We start from the raw sequence: 21976 nt of genomic DNA on the forward strand, positions 1-21976 counted from the left end.
ACTTCTCCTCGTACGTCGATCCCGGCGGGTGGGGTGCCCACTCTAGAGGCGGGTCCCGCGCCCTCCGGCCCGGGGGCGGTCCCGGCGGGCGGGGCCCGTTCCGCTATGCGGAGCGGCCGGACCGCGGCGCCGGTGGGGGCTCGGTCGGGTCCTCCCCGCGGTCCAGCGCCTTCCACGCGTCGTCCGTGCGGTCCTCGGCCGACCTCGGTGGTGCCGGTCCGGCGTCGCGCTCGTAGCGCCGTCCCATCGCCGGCCAGGCGGCACCGCGGAGGACGACGAGCAGCCCGGCGAGGACCGCCAGCACCCCGGCGGCGACGGCGAGGCCCGGCCAGACCGCGGCGACCTCCACCGTCGTCGCGGTGACGCTGGTGCCGCTGACGCCCGGCAGGTCGGCGGCGGCGTCGGCCACTCCCCCGGCGAGCACCCGCGCGCCCGACCAGACCAGGGCGCCACCGCAGATCGCCACCAGCAGCCCCACGGCCAGCCGCCCGGCACCCCGCACGGCCAGCAGCGCGACGGCGGCGGCGAGCAGCACCAGCCCGGCGGCGGTGACCAGCGGCGCCGCCGCACCGCCGGTGAGCGTGCCGGACACCGGCGGCAGCGGCGGCGGCCGTTCGGCGGTGACCTCCGCCCAGCGCTGGCTCGCGGCCGACAGCGCCAGGGCCCCGGCCAGCGCGGCGCCGACCACGGCGGCGGTCAGCTCGCGCCGCGCTCCACCGGACCGGCCCTCGTCCGGGGACCCGCTCACGTCAGCTCCCGCAGCCTCTCGGCCGTCGCGATCGCCGAGAGCACCGCGCGCGCCTTGTGCCGGGTCTCGGCCTCCTCGGACGCGGCGTCGCTGTCGGCCACGATGCCCGCGCCGGCCTGCACGTAGGCACGACCCTGGTGCAGGACGGCGGTGCGGATCGCGATCGCCATGTCCATGTCGCCGCTCGCGTCGACGTAGCCGACGGTGCCCGCGTACAGCGCACGCCGGGTGGGCTCGAGCGTCTCGATGATCGTCATGGCGCTGGGCTTCGGGGCGCCGGACACGGTGCCCGCGGGGAACGTCGCGTCGAAGACGTCGAGGGCGTCGCAGCCGGACCGCACCTCGCCGGCGACGGTCGACACCAGGTGCATCACGTGGCTGTAGTGCTCGATCCGCATGAAGTCGGGCACCTCGACGCTGCCCGGCACGCAGACCCTCCCCAGGTCGTTGCGGGCGAGGTCGACGAGCATGACGTGCTCGGCCCGCTCCTTGGGGTCGGCCAGCAGCCCCTCGGCGAGGCGGACGTCCTCCTCGGGGGTGGCCCCGCGCGGGCGGGTGCCGGCCGGCGGGTGCACGACGGCGGAGGTGCCGGCGACCGTCACCAGCGCCTCGGGCGAGGAGCCCACGACGTCGAAGGGCGTCTCCCGGCCGGCGAACCGCAGCAGGTACATGTACGGCGACGGGTTGGTCGCCCGCAGCACGCGGTACAGGTCCAGCGCCGGGACGTCGGTCACGAGCTCGAACCGCTGGGACAGCACGACCTGGAACGCGTCGCCGGCCCGGATGTGCTCGCGCACCTCCTCGACGCCGTCCTGGAACACGCCCGGCGCGAGGTTGCTGCGCACCGACGCCGGCACGTCTGCGGGCTCGAACACGGCGACGGCCGACGGCGCGGGGTGGACCAGCGCGGCGGCCATGGCGTCGAGCCGGGCGACCGCGTCGTCGTAGGCGGCCGCGTCGTCGTAGGCGGCCGCGTCGGGCCCCGCCCCGCCGCCGCGCAGCGCGTTGGCGATGAGCAGCACCGACCCGTCGCTGTGGTCCAGCACGGCCAGGTCGGTGACCAGCATCATCGCCAGCTCCGGCATGCCGAGGTCGTCGTCGCTGGTGCTCGGCAGCCGCTCCAGCCGGCGGACGACGTCGTACCCGAGGTAGCCCACGAGCCCGCCGCTGAGCGGGGGCAGCCCCGGGGTGCGGGGCGAGCGCAGCCGCCGCGCCACCACCCGCACCGCCTCCAGGGGGTCCTCGGGGAGGTCGTCGGTGACCCCCGGGACGTCGTCCCCGAGCCACAGGGTGCGGCCGTCGCGCTCGGTCAGGACGCCGGCGCTGCGGACCCCGACGAAGCTGTAGCGGGCCCACCGCTTGCCCTGCTCGGCCGACTCCAGCAGCACCGTGCCCGGCCGGTTGCCGGCCAGCTTGCGGTAGACGCCGACGGCCGTCTCGCCGTCGGCGAGCAGCCGGCGGGTCACCGGCACGACCGCTGCGTCCGATGCCGTGAACTCCTCGCGCGAGGGCGCGGTGACCCCGAACCTCACGGCGCGACCGCCTGCACGGCGGGGAGCGACCGGTGGAAGCAGCTGCGCTCGCCGGTGTGGCAGGCGGGGCCCTCCTGGTCGACCAGCAGCAGCAGCGCGTCGCCGTCGCAGTCGAGCCGCACCTCGCGCACCCACTGGCGGTGCCCGGAGGTCTCCCCCTTGACCCAGTACTCCTGCCGGCTGCGCGACCAGTAGGTGGCCCGGCCGGTGGTCAGCGTGCGGCGCACCGCCTCGTCGTCCATCCAGGCCACCATCAGCACCTCGCGGGTGTCGTGCTGCTGGACGACGGCGGCGACCAGGCCGGCCGGGTCGCGGCGCAGCAGAGCGGTGACCTCGGGGGCCGGCGCGGGTGCGGAGGGGTCGGTCGCGGGCATGCCGCCAGTGTGCCGTGCGCCCCGGTCAGCCCTGCGGGGCGGTGAACCAGTGGCGCCCACCGCCGAAGAGCACCAGCCCGAGGGCCACCACCGGGGCGGCGGCGAAGAACAGGCTGAACACCGCGATCACGCCCCCGACGTCCTCGGTGGCCGCGGCCGGGCCGAGCAGGTCGGTCAGCTGCGCCCACCAGTAGGCGGTGAGCACCAGCTGGACGCCGTGCGCGGTCAGCAGCGCCAGCCAGGCCACCCGGTCGCGCCGGCTGAGGGCCAGGATGCCGGCGGCCACCAGCAGCACCACGGACACCACCTGGACGATCGACAGCACGCCGCCCTCGCGGGCGAACTCGTACGCCTGGGTGGGGGCGGCCGTCGGGCTCTCCTCGATCGCCATCTGCGCCAGCGAGGCGAAGAACCACACGTACAGCGAGGCGATCAGCACCAGCACCGCCTGGACGAAGCTGAGCACCGCGGCGCCGACCACCTGGCCCGGCCGCCGCCCGGCCCGGGGCGGGACCGGGCCCCCCGGGAACGGCGCCGTCCCCCAGGGGCCGGACCAGCCGTACGGCGGGGGCCCGTACCCGTACGGCGGCACACCGTACGGCGGCACACCGTACGGCGGCGCGCCGTAGGGCGTGGGCGGCGGCAGCGTGGGCGGCGGACCGGTGTAGCCCGGCCCCGGCTCGGTCGGCGTCGCCGGGTCCGACCACGGGTCGCGGGGTGCGCTCACCGCGTCCCCGTCACAGCGCGGCCGCGAGCGCGCGACCCGCAACCCGGCCGGAGAACAGGCAGCCGCCGAGGAAGGTGCCCTCGAGCGAGCGGTAGCCGTGCACGCCGCCCCCGCCGAACCCGGCCACCTCGCCGGCCGCGTACAGCCCGGGGAACACCTCGCCGCCGGGGCGGAGCACGCGACCGGAGAGGTCGGTCTCCAGCCCGCCGAGGCTTTTGCGGGTGATGACGTTGAGCCGGACGGCGACCAGCGGCCCGGCCTCGGGGTCGAGGATGCGGTGCGGCGGGGCCACCCGGATGAGCTTGTCGCCGAGGTAGTTCCGCGCCCCGCGGATCGCGGTGACCTGCAGGTCCTTGGTGAACGCGTTGCCGACCTCGCGGTCGCGCGCCACGACCTCCCGCTCGACCTGCGCGAGGTCGAGCTCGGGGGTGCCCCCGGTGACCCGGTTCATGCCGGCGACCAGTTCGGGCAGCGTGCGGGCGACGACGAAGTCCTCCCCCTTGTCCAGGAAGGCCTGGACCGGGCCGGAGACGCCGGCCTTGACGCGGGTCATCAGGAGCCGGAGGTCCTTGCCCGTGAGGTCGGGGTTCTGCTCGGAGCCCGAGAGCGCGAACTCCTTCTCGACGATCTTGTGCGTGGCGACGAACCAGGTGTGCTCGTGGCCGGTCTGCCCGATGTGCGCCAGCGTGCCCAGCGTGTCGAAACCCGGGAACAGCGGGACCGGCAGGCGCGCACCGGTCGCATCCAGCCAGAGCGACGAGGGCCCCGGGAGGATGCGGATGCCGTGCTTGTCCCAGACGGGCGAGTGGTTGGCGACGCCCTCGGTGTAGTGCCACATGCGGTCACCGTTGACCAGGCTCGCCCCGGCCGCGACGGCGGCCTCCTGCATCCGCCCGTCCACGTGGGCGGGCACGCCGGAGAGGAGCCGCTGCGGGGCGGGGCCGAGCCGGGCCGGCCAGTACCGGCGGACCAGCTCGTGGTTGCCGCCGATGCCACCGGAGGTGACGACGACGGCCTGGGCGGTCAGCTCGAACTCCCCGACCTCGGTGCGCGAGCTGGCCTCCCCGCGTGCCACGGGGCTCGGTTCCAGCACGGCGCCGCGCACGCCGGTCACGGCGCCGTCGCGGACGACGAGCTCGGAGACCCGGTGGCGGAACCGCAGCTCGACCCGCCCCTCGGCGACCGCCGCACGCACCCGGCGCTCGAAGGGGGCGACGACGCCGGGCCCGGTGCCCCAGACGATGTGGAAGCGCGGGACCGAGTTGCCGTGCCCGGTGGCCGTGTAGCCGCCGCGCTCGGCCCACCCGACGACCGGGAAGAAGCCGATGCCCTGCTCCTTGAGCCAGGCGCGCTTCTCCCCCGCGGCGAACTGCAGGTAGGCCTCGGCCCACTGCCGCGGCCAGTGGTCGCTGTCGCGGTCGAACCCGGCCGTGCCGAACCAGTCCTGGCGGGCGAGCTCGAGGGAGTCGCGCACCCGCAGCCGGCGCTGCTCCGGGGAGTCGACGAGGAACAGCCCGCCGAAGGACCACCACGCCTGCCCGCCGAGCGACGCCTCGGGCTCCTGGTCGACCAGGACCACCCGCTTGCCGGCGTCGGCGAGTTCGGCGGTGGCGACCAGGCCGGCCAGGCCCGCGCCCACCACGACGACGTCCGCCTCGGTGCTGTGCGTGTCGGTGCTCACGCCGCGACGCTAGCGGGCGCGCCTCCCCGCACGCGTCCCCCCGTGTGGGCGAGTTGTGGCGCCGCGCGTCTCTCGCCCGTGCCCGGTCAGGCGACCGGCTCGGGCTCCCCCGCCGAGGACCGCCGCCACGAGGCGTGCAGGCGGGCGTAGGGCCCCTCGGCGTCGACCAGCTCGGCGTGCGTGCCGCGCTGGACGACGTGGCCCGCGTCGACGACGAGCACCTCGTCGGCGCGTTCGGCGGTGGAGAGCCGGTGCGCGATGGTGAGCGTCGTCCGACCCTCGGTGAGGGTGTCCAGCGCCCGGGTGAGCCGCTGCTCGGTGGCCGGATCCACCGCGCTGGTCGCCTCGTCGAGCACCAGCAGGTGGGGATCGGCCACGTAGGCGCGGGCGACGGCGACCAGCTGCCGCTCCCCCGCCGACAGCGACTCCCCGCGCTGCCCGACCGGCGTCCCGACCCCCGCGGGCAGGCCGGCGACCCACGGGCCGAGGCCGAGGTCGCCGAACGCGGCGACGACGTCGTCGTCGGTCATGCCGGGCCGGCCGTAGCGCACGTTGTCGGCGACGGTGGCGTCGAACAGGAACCCGTCCTGGGGCACCATCACGACCCGCGCGCGCAGCGAGGAGAACGCGACGTCGGGCAGCGGCACCCAGCCGGCGTCGGCGGAGCCGAGCAGCACCCGGCCCTCGACGGGGTCCATGAGCCGGGTGACGAGCTTGGCGAAGGTGGTCTTGCCCGAGCCGGTCTCGCCGACGATCGCCGCGCGGGTGCGCGGCGCGATGGTCAGGTCGACGTCGTCGAGCGCCGCCCGGGCACCCGGCGCGTACCGGAAGGTGACGTGCTCGAAGCGCACGCCGAGCGGTCCGGCGGGCAGCTCGCGCACCCGGTCGGGCGCGGCGACGGCGGGGTCGCGGACGTCGGGCTCGGTGTCGAGCACGTCGAGCACCCGCCGGAAACCGGCGACGGCGTTCTGGGCCTCGTTGAGCACCTCGCTGGCGGTCTGCACCGGGGCGACGAAGAGGGTGACCAGGAACAGGAAGGCCACCAGCGTGCCCGGGGTGATGTCACCGGCCAGGCCGAGGAGGACGCCGACGACGACGACCGCGGCGTTGGCGACGGCCGCGACGAACTCACCGCTGACGAAGACCGCGGCGGTCACCTTCTGCGCATCGACCTGGGCGCGGTAGTGCCGGTCGATGGCGGCGTCGAGCCGCTCGGCGGTGCGGGCGCGCACGCCGTAGGCGCGCACCGTGGGAGCCCCGACGACCGACTCGGAGACGGCGGCCAGCACGTCGCCGACCCGCTCCCGGACCACGCCGTAGACCTGCACCAGCCGACGGGCGAACCAGCGGACGGCGAACACCAGCGGGACGAAGCAGACCAGCACCAGCAGCGTGAGCTGCCAGGAGTAGACGAACATGACGACGGTGGCCACGACGAGCTGGCCCACGCTGACCAGCCCGAGCACACCGCCCCACTGCATGAACACCGAGAGCTGGTCGACGTCGCTGGTGACCCGGGAGACCAGGGAGCCGCGCCGCTGCCCCTGCTGGTGCAGCACCGAGAGGTCGTGCACGTGCCGGAACGCCCGCTCCCGCAGGCCGGCCAGCGCGGTCTCGGTCGTGCGGAACAGGCGCACGTTCATGCGGTAGACAGCGACGGCGGTGAGCACCACCACCACCGCGCAGGCGGCGACCAGCCAGGAGACCAGGCCGAGGTCGGGCCCCTCCGGCGAGGCCAGGCCGCGGTCGATGACCTGCTGCACGGCGATCGGGACGACCACCCGGCCGGCCGTGGCGACGAGCGCCAGGGCGAAGGTGACCGGCAGGCCGCGTCGGAACTCCGGCATCATGCGCAGGCCCCGCCGCAGCGTGGCCAGGGCGCCCTCGTGCTCGCGGTCCTCGAGCTGCGTCGCGGCGGTCACGCCGGCACCTCCGCCTGCGCGTAGGCCCGGACCAGCGCCGCGTAGCCGGGGACGTCGGCCAGCAGCTGCTCGTGGGTGCCGCGCGCGACGGCGCGGCCGTCCTCCAGCCACACCACCTCGTCGGCCAGCGCGATCGTCGCCTGCCGGTAGGCGACCACCACCACGGTCGTCGGCGTCCCGCTGGCGCGCAGCGCATCGAGGATGCGCGCCTCCACGGCCGGGTCGACGGCGCTGGTGGCGTCGTCGAGGACCAGGAGGCGGGGGCGGCGGATGACGGCGCGGGCGAGGGCCAGGCGCTGCCGCTGGCCGCCGGAGAGGGAGGCGCCCCGCTCGCCGACCCGGGTGTCGAGCCCCTCGGGGAGCGCGGCCACGAAGTCGTCGGCGGCCGCCACGCGCAGCGCCGCCCGCACGTCGTCGTCGGACATCGGGGCGCCGAGGGTGACGTTGCCGCGCACGGTGTCGTCGAAGAGGAAGGCGCCCTGCGCGACGAACGCGGCCTGGGTGCTCACCTCGCCCTCCCGCAGCCGGCGCAGGTCGACGCCGTCGAGGAGCACGCCGCCGTCGGCCGGGTCGACCAGGCGCACCAGCAGGCCGGCGAGCGTGGACTTGCCCGATCCGGTGGGCCCGACGACCGCCACCGTGCGGCCGGCGGGCACGTCGAAGGTCACCCCGTCGAGCGTGGGGCGGCTGCCGCCGTCGAAGCGGAACCCGACGCCGCGCAGGGCGACAGCCGCCCCACCGGCGCCGGCGACCGCGGCGTCCGGCCCGTACGGGGTCTCGCCGGTCGCCTCCAGGACAGGGGTGACCCGGTCGAAGCCGGCCAGCGCGCGGGGCAGGTCGGCCAGCACCCAGCCGATGGCGCGGATGGGCAGCGCGAGCAGGGTGAACAGGTAGGCGATCGACACGAGCTCGCCGGCGTCGATGGCGCCGTCGGCGACCCGGCCGGCACCGATGAGCAGGACGGCGAGGGTGCCCAGGTTCGGCAGCGCCTCCATCAGCGGGTCGAACACCCCGCGCACCCGGCCGACGGCGATCAGCCCGTCGCGCAGCTCCTGGGCCCGGTCGGCGAAGCGCCCGGTCTCGGTGTCCTCGCGGCCGAGGGTCTTCACGACCAGCGCGGCATCGAAGCTCTCGTGCGCGATCTCGCTGACCTCGGCGCGCAGCTGCTGGGCCCGCTGCATCCGGGGGCTCATCACCTGCGAGTAGACGACGTTGGCCGCGAAGACCAGCGGGAAGACGACCAGGCCGACGAGCGCGAGCAGCGGATCGGTGAGCACGAGCGCCACGCTGGTGATCGCGATCATCACCAGGGCACCGCAGGCGAACGGCAGCGGCGCGACGAAGAACCAGGCGGACTCGACGTCGGAGTTGGCGTTGGAGAGGAGCTGCCCGGTGGGGTGGCGCTGGTGCCAGGAGAGCGGCAGCCGGAGGTACTGGCCGGTGACCCGGCGGCGGTACTCGGCCTGCAGCCGGTAGCTCATGATCCCGGCGAACAACCGGCGGCCCAGGATGCCCAGGATCTTCAGCAGCGCGACACCGAGGATGGCGACCGAGGCGAGCGCCAGCGCCGTGCCGGTGGTGGCGCCGTCCTCGAAGGAGGGCAGCAGCACCCGGTCGGTGACCTCCCCGATGACGTACGCGCTGGCGACCGTCATCCCTCCGTAGAGGCTGCTGGCCAGGAGCGCCAGGGTGAACATGCGCGGCTGCTCGCGGACGGCCCGGCGGATGTGGCGGAGCCCGCGTCGCACGACGGCGTCTCTGCGGCGGGACACGGAGCTCCTCGGGGGTCGGGCGACCGGTCCAGGATGCCGGACGGTCGTTAGGGACGCTAAGCGGCTCCAACCGAGCGTGCACCCGACTTCTTCCCGGCCCCGGGTGTCGCCGGATGCACCCGCCCGGTATGCAGGAGCGATGAGCGCCTCTCCCCCGTCCCTGCCGGACCGCGAGCGCGCCGCGCTGGCCGACCTCCTCGACGAGCTGGGGCCGGAAGCGCCGACGTGCTGCGAGGGGTGGACGACGGCGCACCTGGCCGCGCACCTCGCCGTCCGCGACCGGCGGCCCGACGCCCTGCCGGGGTACGGGCTGGAGCTGCTGCCCGGCGGCGCGCGGCTGGCCTGGTGGTCGCACCGGCTGGAGGACCGGCTGCGCGACTCCACGCCCTACGCCGAGGTGGTCGGCCAGGTGCGCAGCGGGCCGCCGTCCTGGTCGCCGATGGCCCGCCCCGCCGCGGCCAGGGCGTTCAACGTCTCGGAGTTCGCCATCCACCACGAGGACGTCCGGCGCGCGCAGCCGGGGTGGGAGCCGCGGTCGCTGCCTCGGGAGGAGCAGGACCAGCTGTGGTCGGCCGTCGGGCTCTACGCCCGGCGGGTCGCCGGTCGCCGCGGCCTCGTGCTGCGCCGCTCGGACGTGCCCGGGGAGGAGAAGCGGTTCGGTGCCGGCGGGCGCACCGTCACCGGCGAGCCGCTGGAGCTGATGCTGTGGGTCTCCGGCCGGCGCGACGTCGCCCGCGTCGACGTCGGCTGACCGCCGCCCGGGGGTCAGCTGCCCGCGCGCGGCCCCGGCGGCCTGCCGGACGGGGCGATGTTCTGGTTGAGGCAGAACAGGTTGTCCGGGTCGTAGCGGTCCTTGAGCGCCACCAGGCGGTCGTACTTGTCCGGGCCGAAGGCGGCACGGACCCGGTCGGCCCCCTCGTCGCCCAGGAAGTTGAGGTAGGCGCCGGCGGCGGCGTACGGCTTCACGGAGGCCGCCAGCTCGCGGGTCCAGGCGATGTTGCGCTCGTCGTCGGCCGGGTCGGGCCACATGCTCAGGAAGTGGATGTTCCAGGGCGCGTCCCGCAGGTCGAACGCCGTCGCCTCGCGCGGGACCCGCGCCAGCGCGCCACCGCCCGGCGCGAGGATCACCTGGGTCATCGGTGACGGCACCCGGCCGGTCCGCTCGGCGATCGCCTCGATGCCGTCGTCGGGCAGCTCCCGCAGGAAGTCCGCCGTCCACCAGTTGCGCATCCCGCGCGGGCAGGCGAGGTCGAGCATCTGCTGGATCGCCGTGTAGGGCATCGGCTGCACCATCGTGACGATCGGGGAGCCGTGGTCGAGCAGCGGCCGCAGAACCTCCTGCCCCTGTGCCACGTCGCCGGCGTACACGACGACCAGCCCCAGCACCGGACGGCCCCGCACGGGCTCCGGCACGAACGGCTCCGGCGGGGCGGAGATGAAGGCGGCCGCGCCGTTCACCTCGTCCGGCGCCTGGGCCATGAAGTCGCGGTAGTGGCGGACCACGTCGACGGCAGCCTCGTGCGGGTGCATCACCATGCCACCGAGGAGCACCGGCCCCATCGGCGAGGCACGGAAGTCGAACCGGGTGACCACGCCGAAGTTGCCCCCACCACCGCGCAGCGCCCAGAACAGGTCGGGCTCCTGCTCGGGGCCGACCTCGAGCACCTGGCCGGCGGCCGTCACCACCTGGGCTCCGATGAGGCTGTCGCAGGTGTAGCCCAGCGTGCGCTCGAGCCAGCCGCTGCCGCTGCCGAGCGCGAGCCCGCCGACGCCCGTGGACGACACCCGCCCGCCGGTGACCGCCAGCCCGTGCTCCTGGGTGGCGGCGTCGAACTGCCCCCACGTGGCGCCCCCTTCGGCACGCACCGAGCGGTCGGACACCTGGACCTGCACCCGGTTCATCGGGCGGAGGTCCAGCATGAGGCCGCCGTCGCAGACCGCGTGCCCCACCACGCCGTGCCCTCCGCCGTGCACCGCGAGCGGGAGACCGGTGTCGCGGGCGTGTCCCACCGCCGCCACAACGTCGTCCGTGCCGGTGCACCGGGCGATCAGCGCCGGCGACCGGTCGACCATGCCGTTGAAGACCCGGCGGGCGTCGTCGTAGCTCGGGTCGCCGGGCCGGAGCAGCTCACCGCGGAAACCGCGGATACCGGACTCCACCGTGGGGGTCGCCATGACTGCCTCCTGGAGCAGAGAGCGACCATGCTGCTCCTCCCCCGCGGCATCCCGCGACGGACCTTCGTCCCCAATCCGGCGTACTCGCAGCGCCCGGCGCGCCGGCCCCGGGGGTGCTCACGCGGCACCGGTCAGGGCAGTGGCTCGTCTCCCTCGCGCCGCACCGGGACGCCGGCGGCGGCGAGGCCGGCCTTGACGTCGCCGACGCGGAGCTGGCCGAAGTGGAAGACGCTCGCGGCCAGCACCGCGTCGGCGCCCGCCGAGACAGCGGGCGGGAAGTGCTCGACCGCGCCCGCTCCCCCGCTGGCGATCAGCGGGACGGCGACCTCCCGGCGCACCTGGGCGATGAGGTCGGTGTCGAAGCCGGCGCGGGTGCCGTCGGCGTCCATGGAGTTGAGCAGGATCTCCCCGACGCCGAGCTCCGCGGCCTGCACGCACCACTCCACGGCATCGCGGCCGGTGCCCCGGCGGCCGCCGTGCGTGGTGATCTCCCAGCCGGAGTCGGTGACCGCGCCGTCGCGCACCCGACGCGCGTCCAGCGACAGCACGAGCACCTGGTTGCCGAAGCGCTGCGCGATCTCGGCGATCAGCTCCGGCCGGGCGACGGCGGCGGTGTTCACCGCGACCTTGTCCGCGCCGGCGCGCAGCAGCTTGTCGACGTCCTCGACGCCGCGCACCCCGCCGCCGACGGTGAGCGGGATGAAGACGCTCTCGGCGGTGCGGCGGACGACGTCGTAGGTCGTCTCCCGGTTGCCGGAGCTCGCGGTGATGTCGAGGAAGGTGAGCTCGTCGGCGCCCTCGGCGTCGTAGACCCGGGCCATCTCCACCGGGTCGCCGGCGTCGCGGAGGTCGACGAAGTTGACGCCCTTCACCACCCGCCCGGCGTCGACGTCGAGGCACGGGATGACCCGCACGGCGAGCGTCATGCCGCGGGCTCCCGCACGGCGTCGGCCTCGATCTCCACCAGCAGGTCGGGGTCGATGAGCGCCGAGACCTCCACCATCGTCGACGCCGGCCGGATGTCACCGAACACCTCGCCGTGCGCCCGGCCGACCTCTTCCCAGCGGGTGATGTCGGTGACGTACATGCGGGTGCGGACGACGTCGGCGAGGGTGAAGCCGGCCCGCTCCAGCGACCGTTCGATGGTGGCCAGCACCTGGCGGGTCTGCGCGGCGGCGTCGCCGGGGTGGGCGACCGCACCGTCGACGATCGCCGTCGTGCCGCTCACCCAGGCGGTGTCGCCGCGGACGACGATCCGGCTGTAGCCGACCACCGGCTCCCAGGGGTTGGCCGAGCCGAGGTTGAGGACCGTCACGACAGGGCTCCGTCGCCGTCCCCGGAGGCGATCCGCAGCGCCTCCGGCAGCGTGAACGCACCGGCGTACAGCGCCTTGCCGACGATGGCGCCCTCGACGCCGATCGCGGTCAGGCCGGCCAGCGCCCGGATGTCGTCGAGCGAGCTGACCCCGCCGGAGGCGATGACCGGCCGCGGGGTGGCGGCGCAGACCTCGCGGAGCAGGTCGAGGTTCGGGCCCTTGAGGGTGCCGTCCTTCGTGATGTCGGTGACGACGTAGCGGGCGCACCCCTCGGCGTCGAGGCGGGCGAGGGTCTCGTAGAGCTCGCCGCCCTCCTGGGTCCACCCGCGGGCGGCCAGCCGGGTGCCGCGCACGTCGAGGCCGACGGCGATCCGGTCGCCGTGCTCGGCGATGGCCCGGGCGCACCACTCGGGCGACTCCAGGGCGGCGGTGCCCAGGTTCACCCGCCGGCAGCCGGTGGCCAGCGCCGCCTCGAGCGACGAATCGTCCCGGATGCCGCCGGAGAGCTCGACGTCGACGTCGAGCTCGGCGACCACCCGGGCGAGCAGCTCGCGGTTGGAGCCGCGGCCGAAGGCGGCGTCGAGGTCGACGAGGTGCACCCACTCGGCGCCATCGCGCTGCCACTGCAGCGCGGCGTCGAGGGGGTCGCCGTAGGAGGTCTCGCTCCCGGCCTCCCCCTGCACGAGACGGACGGCCTGGCCGTCGGCGACGTCGACGGCGGGGAGCAGCTGCAGCTTCGGCACGGTGTGCAGCCTAGGGACCGGTGCCCCGGCGGCCTGCGTCAGCTCCCGGGGGCGTGCCGGGCGGCGAACCGGCCGGGGGTCGTGCCGGTCACCCGGGCGAAGTCCCGGGTGAAGTGGGCCTGGTCGGCGTAGCCGAGCACCGCGGCCACCTCCCCCATGCTCGCCGGCTGCCCGCGCAGCCGTTCGGCGGCCTCCTGCAGCCGTCGGCGCTGGACCAGCCATTTCGGGGTCAGCCCGAGCCGGCGGTGCACCAGCCGCTGCAGCGCCCGCTCGGAGAGCCCGAAGCGGTCGCACACCTGCGCGACCCGAACGACCTCGCGGTCACCCTCCACGAACGCGACCACCTCGTTGACCAGGCGGCCCTCGTCGTCGACCGGCAGGTAGCCCCGCAGCGCGTCGCCGAACGCGGCCATCGCCGCGCCGTGGGCGTCCGGGGAGCGCGGGTCCGGGACCATGGCGGCCCGCACGCGCGCGGTCAGTCTCTCCCCCGCGGCCCCGAGCACGTCGGCGACGTCGACGAACCGGTCGGTGTAGCCGCTCATCGGCCCGCCCGCGACGAGCGCGCCGGCGGCCGGGGCGCACATGACACCCACCGCCCAGCCCTCGCCGGTCAGCGTCGTCTCCGACAATCCGGAGACGACGCCGTAGAACCGGGCGTAGCCGCTGGAGACGACCAGCAGCGCGACCGGGTACTGCAGCACCCGCTGCGGCGCCTCCTGGCCGGGCGGCACCGACCACACCGGGATCCAGAACCGCTGCAGCAGGCCCTCGAACTCCGGGGCCGCGGGATAGCGGTGGATGACGTGCGAGGCGTCGCCGGGCTCCACCAGGTGCGCGCGCTCGATGTGGTCCATCGACCGGGAGCTGTCGGGTTTCATCAAGACCGAGCCTGCCGCACGCTCCTACGTTGCGGGGCATGACCTCCACCGCCGCGAGCTTCCAGGCCGCCGAACGACCCTTCACCGCCCTGCTCGACGCCGTCCCCCCGGCCGGCTGGGCCCGCCCGTCGCCCTGCGAGGGCTGGACCGCCGCCGACGTCGTCGGGCACGTGGTCGGCACCCAGCGGGACTTCCTCACCACCCACGGCGTCGACCTGGGGGAAGCGCCGGACGTCGCCGCCGACCCTGCGACCGCCTGGCGGGAGCACGCGAAGCGGGTCGCCGAGGCGGTCTCCGACGAGGCCGTCGCCGCCCGGGAGTTCGACGGCCACTTCGGCCCGACCACGGTCGGGGCGGCCTTCGTGCAGTTCTACGTGTGGGACCTGGTCGTGCACCGCTGGGACGTCGCCCGCGCCGTCGACGCGGATGCAGCGTTCACCGACGAGGAGCTCGACCGGGTCGAGGCGGGCGCCGACGGCTTCGGCCCCGCCCTGCACATGGACGGCATCTGCCGCCCGGCCCTGGACGTGCCCGGGGACGCCGACCGGCCCACCCGCGTGCTCGCCCGTCTCGGCCGGAGCGCCTGACGGGCCCGCGTGCCGGTGCGGCAGGCTGACGGCGTGGAGTTCGCCGACGTCGTCCGCCGCCGCCGCATGGTGCGCGACTACGACCCCGACCGCCCGGTGCCCCCCGAGGTGCGGGAGCAGCTGCTCGAGCACGCCATCCGGGCGCCCTCGGCCGGCTTCAGCCAGGGCTGGGCGTTCCTCGTCCTGGAGACCGCCGAGGAACGCCACCGCTTCTGGTCGGCCACCACCGACGACGCTGCCCCGGACGGCTGGCTCACCCGCATGCGGCGGGCGCCGCTACTGGTCGTGCCGCTGGCGAACAAGAGCGCCTACCTCGACCGCTACGCCGAGCCGGACAAGGGCTGGACCGACCGCGACGAGGCGCGCTGGCCGGTGCCGTACTGGGACGTCGACGCCGGCATGGCCGCGCTGCTGATGCTGCTGACCGCGGTCGACGAGGGGCTCGGCGCCTGCTTCTTCGGCGTCCCGGCCGAGCGCGTCGACGCCTTCCGGTCGGCCTTCGGGGTGCCGGCGGAGTACCGGCCGGTCGGCTGCGTCTCGGTCGGCTACCCGGGCGCCGGGGACCGCCGGTCGCCGTCGCTGCGCCGCGGCCGGCGGGGCGTCGACGAGGTGGTGCACCGCGGGCGGTGGTGATGCTCAGCCCAGCTCGGTGACCCCCGTGACCAGCACCAGGTCCGCCCCGTGCGTGCCGGCGACGTCGACCCCCTCGGGCCGTGGCTCGAACCCGGGGAGCCCGGCGAGCCCGTCGCTGCCGTCGGTGGCGCGCAGCCGCACCGGGCCGTCGCCCTCCACCGTGAAGGCCGCCTGCAGCCCGTCGGCGGGCGGCGCGTGGAACGTGATGCGCAGCGCGCTGCCGCCCAGCGACTCCTCGGGCACGTCCCGCCCGGCGAGCCGGCCGCGGACGACGCTGCCGCCGTCGACGGTCAGCCCGAGGTCGACCAGGCGCACGCCCGCCCGCTGCGGCGTGACCCGCACGGCGATCTCGCGCCGCCCGCCGAGCACCTCGTCGGAGACGACGGTGACCTCCGGCGCGGGGAGGTCGGCGACCTCGGCCGGCCCGGTGTGCAGGTCGCGGCCGGCGAGGTAGGGCAGCTCCACCCCCAGCGTGCCGCGGCCGTCGACGAAGCGGCCGGTCCACTCCCCCGGCGTCGTCTCGGTGGTCACCCACCTGGCCTGCTCCTGGTCGGTGTCGAGCACGTACGCCAGCCGGCTGGGCACGGGGTGCTCGGCGTCGAAGCGGTCGACCCCAAGCCCCGCGGCGACGCAGGCCCACGCCGTGCCCAGCGCCACCACCGGGACGGCCGCCGCGGCGAGCCGGTCGCGCGCCCCGGTCGCCGTCCCCGGGTCGGGGAAGAGCAGTTCGAACGCCGGGAGCAGGGCCAGCCCGGCGAGGACGACGACCACCGACGGCGCCAGCGCCTGCGACAGGCCGAGGGCGGGGAAGAAGAGCGCGGCCGTCGGTGCGAGGACCAGCACCGCGGTCGCCCCGGTGAGCAGCGCGGCGACGGCGCGGACGGCCCGCCTGCGCACCAGGACGGCGACGACGCCGGTGAGCGCGCCGACCAGCGCCGGCCACGCCGCCAGGTAGGAGCCGCCCGGCGCCACCGCGGCGAGCACCGCCGACAGCACGGCGAGCCACAGCAGCGCACCCGTGACCAGCGGTGCGGCTCCCACCCGGCGGCGCAGCAGCGCGTACCAGACCAGCACCACGGCGAGCACCACCGCGACCGCGGCCAGCCGGAACCACCCCGGCCGCCAGGGGTCCAGCATCGTGGCGTACCCGGGGCGCGTGGCGACCAGCGCCCACCACAGCCCCTGCGCGGCGAGCGGCCCGGCCACGAGCGGGACCAGGGCCAGCGCCGCCGCGCCCGCCGTGCGCCGCAGCGAGCTGATCCCGCGGGCGCGCAGCGTCCACGCCAGCCCGGCGACCGCGGCGAGCGCCGCCCCGGCCAGCGGCCACACCAGCCAGCCCGGGTAGCGCACGAGCAAGCCCGGGAGCGGGAAGTAGGTCGCGTCCTCGGCCGCCGGCGCGGCGAGGGCGGCCAGGTCGCGCCCGCCCAGCTCCCGGGCGAGCGCGAGGGTGTTGTCGCCGAGGGCCTGCAGGGTGCCGCGGTCCAGCCGTTCCGGGGTGTCCTGCGGCGAGTGGTAGGCGGCCGCGCCGTCGATGAAGGCGGTGTTCATGCCGGTGAAGCCGCCGTCCTCGAGCAGCACGCTGAAGTCGGTGTCGTTGGGCAGCGCCCGGTAGACCTCGACGGCGAAGCTGCTCGCGACCGGGTGCGGCGCGGCGTCGGCGAACGCCGCGGCGAGGCCGGCGTTGCCCAGCGACGTCTCGAACATGATCGGCGGTCCGCCGGTGCCGCGGGCCTCGACGTTGAGCACCACCCCGCCGCCGGCCAGCGGGTGCGAGGCGGTGAACGCCTCGGCCCCGCAGAGGCAGGCCTCCTCGGCGTCGGTGAGGACGACGACGACGTCGTTGCGCAGCCGCGGGCCCTCGGTCAGCGCGCGGACCGACTCCAGCAGCGTGGCGACCCCCGCCGCGTCGTCGGCCGCCCCCGGGCCGCCCTCCACCGAGTCGTGGTGCGCCACCAGGTACAGCCGGCCGGTGGGCTCGGTTCCCGGGAGGACGGCGACGACGTTGCGCACCCGCGCCATGCGGGTCTCCCCCGCGCCGCCGGCCCGGGCGCCGACGGCGTTCTGCACGCGGGTGTCCAGGCCGAGGCCGGTCAGGGTGGCGACCAGGTCCTCCACCACCGCGTCGTTCGCCGGACTGCCCGCCACGTGTGGTTCGGTCGCGATGCGCTCGACGTGCGCGAAGGCGCGGGCAGCGCTGAACTCCGCGGCCGGGGCGTCGGCCGGGCGCGGCTCCGGCGGCTGGAGCCCCACGACGGTCCAGGCGCTGAGCGCCAGCAGCAGCGCGACGACGGCCAGCCCCACGAGGCGGCCGGGGCGGGACGGGCGCTCGGCGGGCACGCGACCTCCTTGGACGGCGACCCGCGCACCCTAGGGCGCCGGCGCACCCCGGCCGGGCAGGCGCGGGGCGCGGCGTGCCGCGGGCGGCTGGTTGACTGCCGCCATGAGCAGCGTCCCCGCCTCCCGCGCCGTCCTGGTCACCGGCGCCTCCCGCGGCATCGGGCGGGCGGTCGCGCACGCCTTCGCCGCCCGGGGCGACCGGGTGGTGGTGCACTCCGGCAGCTCGCGCGAGGCGGCCGAGCGGGTCGCGGCCGAGCTACCGGGCAGCGGGCACGCCGTCGTCCAGGCCGACGTCGCCGATCCCGAGGCCGTCGGTGCCGCGGTCGACGAGGCCGCGGCCGCCCTCGGCGGGTTGCACGTGCTGGTGAACAACGCCGGCGTCTTCACGCCGCACCCGCCCCTGGAGACCTCCTGGGCCGACTGGCAGGCGGTCGTGGCCCGCACGCTGCAGGTGAACCTGGTCGGCGCGATGCACGCCACCTTCCGGGCGGTGCCGCACCTGGTCGCCGCCGGCGGCGGCGCGGTCGTCAACGTGACCAGCCGCGGCGCCTTCCGCGGCGAACCGGCCACGCCTGCCTACGGCGCCGCGAAGGCCGGGCTCAACGCGTTCGGGCAGTCGATTGCGCAGGCGCTCGCCCCGCACGGCATCAGCGTGGGCAGCGTCGCGCCGGGGTTCGTGCAGACCGAGATGGCGCGCGAGATCCTCGACGGCCCGGGCGGGGACGCGGTCCGGGCGCAGTCGCCCTACGGCCGGGTGGCGCGCCCGGAGGAGGTCGCCGCGGCGGTGCTGTGGCTGGCGTCGCCGGAGGCCCGGTTCTCGACCGGCACGATCATCGATGTCAACGGGGCCAGCTACCTGCGCAGTTGAATGAGCTCAGCGCAGCGTGTGCAGCCAGTTGGTGAGCAGCTGCGCCCCGGCGTCCCCGCTCTTCTCGGGGTGGAACTGGGTGGCCGAGAGGGCGGCGTTCTCCACGCCCGCGACGAACCGGTCGCCGTGCTCCGCCCAGGTCACCTTCGGTGGGGCCAGCGGCGAGGAGGCGCCGTCCTGGCCGAGCGGGAAGTTCCGCACGCCGTAGGAGTGCACGAAGTAGAAGCGCTGGTCGGCCAGCCCGTCGAACAGCACGCTGTCCTGCGGCGCCTGGACGGTGTTCCAGCCCATGTGCGGCAGCACCGGAGCCTCGAGCGGCTCGACGACGCCGGGCCACTCGCCGCAGCCCTCGGCGTCCACGCCGTGCTCCACGCCGCGCTCGAAGAGAATCTGCATGCCCACGCAGATGCCGAGCACCGGCCGGCCCCCGGCCAGCCGGCGGCCGATGATCCGTCGCCCGTCGACGGCGTCGAGCCCCTTCATGCACGCGGCGAACGCGCCCACCCCGGGGACGACGAGGCCGTCGGCGTCCAGCGCCGTCTGCGCGTCGGAGGTCACCGTCACCTCGGCACCGACCCGCTGCAGCGCGCGCTCCGCCGAGCGCAGGTTGCCCGAGCCGTAGTCGAGGACCGCCACCTTCTTCACGCCTGCCACGCTACCGACCAGCGCCGGAGGCCCTCGGGGTGTTCCCGCGCGTGGGCCGTCACACCCGGCGTCGCTTCCCGACCGCTGCCCTCGGGAGGAAGACGAGGGCGGCCTGCCCGACCGCGCTGCGCCGGCTACCGGGTCGAGGGACCCGGCCGGGCCGCGCGGGCCGACCGCCGGGCCGCCGCGCTGACCCGATCGCCGGTCGTCAAGGCCACGCCTGCATCCGTGGACAAGCCGTTGACCTACGAATTCATGCTGCGGGTGTCGCCGATCGGCGATAGTATTCGTACATGTGTTCGACAGGTGTGGTCGATGCGATCGACCGGTTGGTCGCCGCGTTGGACGACCTGGCCGGTGAGGACCTGACCGCTGCGTTCGGGCCGCAGCTGATCGAACGGCTGGGGCCCGCTGCTCGTGGCCGGGAACCGGCTCACTACCGAGATCGCCCGCACCGTCCGCCAGGGCGAGCTCACCGGGGCCGCCGAGCACGACGGGCAGAAGACCATGGCCTCCTGGCTGCGCGGGCACGCCCGGGTCTCCCCGGCGGCCGCCTTCCGGCTGGTGTCCTCTGGGCGGGCACTGGAGGCCCTGCCCGCGGTCGCCGCAGCGGCCGCGACCGGGGCGGTGCCCGCCGAGGCGCTGGCCGTGATCGCGCCGGTGACCTCTGCGGCCAACCTGGCGGCGGCCGAGGCGCAGGGTGTGGACCTGGCCGGGGTCGATGCGGCGCTGGCCGAGGTCGCCGCCACCCGCCCGCACGCCGAACTGCGGCAGGTGGTGGACCACTACTTGGCCCGGTTGGATCCCGACGGGCCCGAACCCGACCCCACCGAGGGCCGGTCGTTCACCCTGGTCCGGCACGCCGACGGCAGCGTGAGCGGCCGGTTCGAACTCGACGCCGTCGGTGGGGAGAAGGTGCAGGCCGCGATCGAGTCGGTGGTGCAGGCCAACCGCCCGGCCGGGGACATGCGCACCCGCGCTCAGCAGTCCGCCGACGCGTTCGTCCAGCTCGCCGACAACCAGCTGGCCGCCGGCACCCTGCCGGTGCTGCGCACCCACAAACCACACGTGGTGGTCCGGGTGGACCTGGAGGACCTGGTCGACCCCGCCACCGGTCCCGGCGCGGCCACGCTCGGCTTCGGCACCATCATCTCCGCCGCCCGCGCCCGCTGGCTGGCCTGCGACGGCGGCATCAGCCGCATCGTCATCGGCCCCGACGGGGAGGTCCTGGACTACGGCCGCCGCCAACGGGTCTCCCCACCCCCGCTGCGCCGCGCCCTGGAGGCCCGCGACGGCGGCTGCGTCTTCGCCGGCTGCGACGCCCCCGCCCACTGGTGCGACGTCCACCACCTCGTCCACTGGGCCGACGGCGGCGACACCTCACTGGAGAACTCAGGGCTGCTGTGCGAACGGCACCACGCCAAGGTCCACCACGGGTTCACCATCGTCCGCGACGCAGACGGCCGATGGCACACCTACCGGCCCGACGGCACCGAGATCCTCATCCTGCCCCGCATCACCGCAGAACCGGCCAACTCCCGCGCCGGCTGACCGGTCACCCCCCGCTCGACAACCGCCTGACCGCGCCGGCTCAGCCGTTCGGGGGTCAGCCCGATCCGGTCCCCGACCAGGGGACGACGGTGAGCTCGGGCCACTGCTGCTGCCACCGTGCGCTCTTCGCCTCGTAGACGTGCCGCGGGGCCAGCCGCCGGTTGGGGCGGACCACGAGGTCGAAGAGGTCGTCGTAGCCGTGTGGCGCGTACACCTCGGGCCGGCCCTCGCGGTCCACCCGGACCCCGTAGCAGCAGCACACGGCCGCGAAGTGATCGATGGCGTCGGCGCAGTCGCGGAACGGCGCGGCCGGCACCCCGAACCGCGCCTCGTACCAGAGGTGCACCCGGGCCTCGTTGCGGATCTCCACCGGCACCGGCAGGTCGGCGAACAGCTCCGCGCCCGCCCGGATGACGGCGTCCTCCGCGTCCCAGGAGGTGTCCGGGTCGAAGTAGAAGAGATCGGCGTCCCGGATGCCGGTGCCCGGCGGCCGGCCGGTGAGCTCGTTCCACACCGTCTGGAACAGCACCCCGGCGGTCAACCACCAGTCCGGGGCGCCCAGGACCGGTGCGCGCTCGAGGATCGCCGCCACGGTGGGATCGGCCAGCACGATGCCGAGGAACCGCTCCTCGCCGGCGGCCCCCTCCAGGGCACCGCCCGGAGCCTGCGACGGGCGGGGAGGAGGGGGTCCTCCCATCAGATCAGGCGGAGGACGCCCGCCGCGCTGGCCAGCACGGCGGCGACGAGCAGGATGACCGCGAAGACGATCTGGGGGCCGGTGCGCCGGCCGTCGTCGTCGTCCGTGCGCCAGATGCTCCACGCCCCACCGAGCAGGAAGCCACCGAGCAGCAGCAGGGGCAGGCCTGCGCTCACCGCCGGCTGCGCGGGGTCACAGCGCGCCCTTGGTCGAGGGCACGTCGGTGACGCGGGGATCGATCGCCACGGCCGCGCGCAGGGCCCGCGCCAGCGCCTTGAACTGCGCCTCCACGATGTGGTGGGCGTCCCGACCGGCGTAGAGCACCCGCACGTGCAGGCTGATCCGGGCGTTGAAGGCGAACGACTCGAGCACGTGCTTGGTCAGCGACGTCGGGTAGTCCGGCCCGATCATCGGCGTCATGTTCTCGGGCTCGGCGTGCACGAAGTACGGCCGGCCGGAGAGGTCGACTGCCGCCTGCGCGAGCACCTCGTCCATCGGGATGGTGGCGTCGCCGTAGCGGGTGATGCCGCGCTTGTCCCCCAGCGCCTCGGCGAACGCCTGGCCCAGCGCGATGGCGACGTCCTCGACCGTGTGGTGCGCGTCGATGTGCAGGTCGCCGTCGGCCTGCACCGTGAGGTCGATGCCGCTGTGCTTGGACAGCGCGGTGAGCATGTGATCGTAGAAGCCCACGCCCGTGCTGATCAAGCTGCTGCCGGTGCCGTCGAGGTCGAGCTCCACCACGAGCTTGGTCTCGTTGGTCCGGCGCTCGACGCGTGCGGTGCGGGTCATGG

The 21976-nt window shown here is 75.6% G+C and carries 22 protein-coding genes; 5 read left to right on the forward strand and 17 right to left on the reverse strand.

Features of this window, described 5'->3' with window-relative positions; genetic code table 11:
* Positions 1-103: 103 nt before the first annotated feature.
* The 7 genes from QOZ88_RS16310 to QOZ88_RS16340 form a co-directional block, all read right to left on the reverse strand.
* Positions 104-748: a Trp biosynthesis-associated membrane protein gene (locus QOZ88_RS16310; RefSeq protein WP_306000784.1), complete on the reverse strand. Its 645-nt coding sequence runs from the start codon at positions 746-748 to the stop codon at positions 104-106.
* Positions 745-2280, reverse strand: a complete 1536-nt coding sequence (locus QOZ88_RS16315; RefSeq protein ID WP_091931139.1) for an anthranilate synthase component I — start codon at positions 2278-2280, stop codon at positions 745-747. The genes QOZ88_RS16310 and QOZ88_RS16315 overlap by 4 nt, the downstream gene beginning before the upstream one ends.
* Positions 2277-2654, reverse strand: coding sequence for a phosphoribosyl-AMP cyclohydrolase (hisI, locus tag QOZ88_RS16320; RefSeq protein ID WP_306000785.1), 378 nt, complete (start codon positions 2652-2654; stop codon positions 2277-2279). The genes QOZ88_RS16315 and hisI overlap by 4 nt, the downstream gene beginning before the upstream one ends.
* A 25-nt stretch (positions 2655-2679) precedes the next feature.
* Positions 2680-3381 carry a hypothetical protein gene (locus tag QOZ88_RS16325; RefSeq protein ID WP_306000786.1) on the reverse strand — a complete coding sequence of 234 codons (702 nt, stop codon included), beginning with the start codon at positions 3379-3381 and terminating at the stop codon, positions 2680-2682.
* Positions 3382-3391: 10 nt separating this feature from the next.
* Positions 3392-5062, reverse strand: a complete 1671-nt coding sequence (locus QOZ88_RS16330; RefSeq protein ID WP_306000787.1) for an FAD-binding dehydrogenase — start codon at positions 5060-5062, stop codon at positions 3392-3394.
* Between the two features lie 86 nt (positions 5063-5148).
* Positions 5149-6984 (reverse strand): ABC transporter ATP-binding protein, encoded by a 1836-nt coding sequence (locus tag QOZ88_RS16335; RefSeq protein WP_306000788.1) that lies wholly within the window; start codon positions 6982-6984, stop codon positions 5149-5151.
* Positions 6981-8756 carry an ABC transporter ATP-binding protein gene (locus tag QOZ88_RS16340; protein WP_306000789.1) on the reverse strand — a complete coding sequence of 592 codons (1776 nt, stop codon included), beginning with the start codon at positions 8754-8756 and terminating at the stop codon, positions 6981-6983. The genes QOZ88_RS16335 and QOZ88_RS16340 overlap by 4 nt, the downstream gene beginning before the upstream one ends.
* A gap of 139 nt (positions 8757-8895) precedes the next feature.
* On the opposite strand from QOZ88_RS16340, the gene QOZ88_RS16345 reads away from it, so the two are divergent.
* A complete protein-coding gene (locus QOZ88_RS16345; protein WP_306000790.1) occupies positions 8896-9507 on the forward strand; it encodes a TIGR03085 family metal-binding protein in 612 nt (203 codons plus the stop codon).
* Positions 9508-9521: 14 nt separating this feature from the next.
* On the opposite strand, the gene QOZ88_RS16350 is transcribed toward QOZ88_RS16345, so the two are convergent.
* The 5 genes from QOZ88_RS16350 to QOZ88_RS16370 all read right to left on the reverse strand — a co-directional run bounded on the left by QOZ88_RS16350 (position 9522) and on the right by QOZ88_RS16370 (position 13867).
* Complete coding sequence (locus tag QOZ88_RS16350; RefSeq protein WP_306000791.1) at positions 9522-10931, reverse strand: FAD-binding oxidoreductase; 1410 nt, start codon at positions 10929-10931, stop codon at positions 9522-9524.
* Positions 10932-11062: 131 nt separating this feature from the next.
* Positions 11063-11857 carry an imidazole glycerol phosphate synthase subunit HisF gene (gene hisF / locus QOZ88_RS16355; RefSeq protein ID WP_306000792.1) on the reverse strand — a complete coding sequence of 265 codons (795 nt, stop codon included), beginning with the start codon at positions 11855-11857 and terminating at the stop codon, positions 11063-11065.
* Positions 11854-12246 carry a RidA family protein gene (locus QOZ88_RS16360; protein WP_091931132.1) on the reverse strand — a complete coding sequence of 131 codons (393 nt, stop codon included), beginning with the start codon at positions 12244-12246 and terminating at the stop codon, positions 11854-11856. Before QOZ88_RS16360 ends, hisF begins: the two co-directional genes overlap by 4 nt.
* Positions 12243-12989: a bifunctional 1-(5-phosphoribosyl)-5-((5-phosphoribosylamino)methylideneamino)imidazole-4-carboxamide isomerase/phosphoribosylanthranilate isomerase PriA gene (priA, locus tag QOZ88_RS16365; RefSeq protein WP_306000793.1), complete on the reverse strand. Its 747-nt coding sequence runs from the start codon at positions 12987-12989 to the stop codon at positions 12243-12245. Before priA ends, QOZ88_RS16360 begins: the two co-directional genes overlap by 4 nt.
* A gap of 38 nt (positions 12990-13027) precedes the next feature.
* Positions 13028-13867, reverse strand: a complete 840-nt coding sequence (locus QOZ88_RS16370) for a helix-turn-helix domain-containing protein (protein ID WP_306000794.1) — start codon at positions 13865-13867, stop codon at positions 13028-13030.
* Between the two features lie 38 nt (positions 13868-13905).
* On the opposite strand from QOZ88_RS16370, the gene QOZ88_RS16375 reads away from it, so the two are divergent.
* Both QOZ88_RS16375 and QOZ88_RS16380 read left to right on the forward strand, forming a co-directional pair.
* Positions 13906-14454: a TIGR03086 family metal-binding protein gene (locus QOZ88_RS16375; RefSeq protein WP_306000795.1), complete on the forward strand. Its 549-nt coding sequence runs from the start codon at positions 13906-13908 to the stop codon at positions 14452-14454.
* A 33-nt stretch (positions 14455-14487) separates the two neighbouring features.
* Positions 14488-15087, forward strand: a complete 600-nt coding sequence (locus QOZ88_RS16380) for a nitroreductase family protein (protein WP_306000796.1) — start codon at positions 14488-14490, stop codon at positions 15085-15087.
* Positions 15088-15090: 3 nt separating this feature from the next.
* Here QOZ88_RS16380 and QOZ88_RS16385 read toward each other — a convergent pair whose 3' ends face one another.
* Complete coding sequence (locus tag QOZ88_RS16385) at positions 15091-17424, reverse strand: M20/M25/M40 family metallo-hydrolase (protein WP_306000797.1); 2334 nt, start codon at positions 17422-17424, stop codon at positions 15091-15093.
* Positions 17425-17527: 103 nt separating this feature from the next.
* Here QOZ88_RS16385 and QOZ88_RS16390 point away from each other — a divergent pair, with 103 nt between their 5' ends.
* The gene (locus QOZ88_RS16390; RefSeq protein ID WP_306000798.1) at positions 17528-18292 is read left to right on the forward strand and encodes an SDR family NAD(P)-dependent oxidoreductase; all 765 of its coding nucleotides are present in this window, start codon (positions 17528-17530) and stop codon (positions 18290-18292) included.
* Between the two features lie 6 nt (positions 18293-18298).
* Here QOZ88_RS16390 and hisH read toward each other — a convergent pair whose 3' ends face one another.
* Positions 18299-18937 carry an imidazole glycerol phosphate synthase subunit HisH gene (gene hisH / locus QOZ88_RS16395; RefSeq protein ID WP_306000799.1) on the reverse strand — a complete coding sequence of 213 codons (639 nt, stop codon included), beginning with the start codon at positions 18935-18937 and terminating at the stop codon, positions 18299-18301.
* A gap of 417 nt (positions 18938-19354) precedes the next feature.
* Between hisH and QOZ88_RS16400 the strand changes: the two genes are divergently transcribed.
* Positions 19355-20488: an HNH endonuclease signature motif containing protein gene (locus QOZ88_RS16400; protein ID WP_319946896.1), complete on the forward strand. Its 1134-nt coding sequence runs from the start codon at positions 19355-19357 to the stop codon at positions 20486-20488.
* A 55-nt stretch (positions 20489-20543) separates the two neighbouring features.
* On the opposite strand, the gene QOZ88_RS16405 is transcribed toward QOZ88_RS16400, so the two are convergent.
* From QOZ88_RS16405 to hisB, 3 genes are read right to left on the reverse strand one after another with little or no spacing between them, the layout of a single operon-like run.
* The gene (locus tag QOZ88_RS16405; protein WP_306000800.1) at positions 20544-21185 is read right to left on the reverse strand and encodes a nucleotidyltransferase family protein; all 642 of its coding nucleotides are present in this window, start codon (positions 21183-21185) and stop codon (positions 20544-20546) included.
* Entirely contained in the window at positions 21185-21361 is a 177-nt protein-coding gene (locus QOZ88_RS16410) for a hypothetical protein (protein WP_306000801.1), read from the reverse strand. The genes QOZ88_RS16405 and QOZ88_RS16410 overlap by 1 nt, the downstream gene beginning before the upstream one ends.
* A 16-nt stretch (positions 21362-21377) precedes the next feature.
* Positions 21378-21974, reverse strand: a complete 597-nt coding sequence (gene hisB / locus QOZ88_RS16415) for an imidazoleglycerol-phosphate dehydratase HisB (protein ID WP_306000802.1) — start codon at positions 21972-21974, stop codon at positions 21378-21380.
* Between the last annotated feature and the right edge of the window lie 2 nt (positions 21975-21976).

It is taken from the genome of Blastococcus carthaginiensis (genome assembly GCF_030731085.1).
Lineage (GTDB): Bacteria > Actinomycetota > Actinomycetes > Mycobacteriales > Geodermatophilaceae > Blastococcus > Blastococcus carthaginiensis.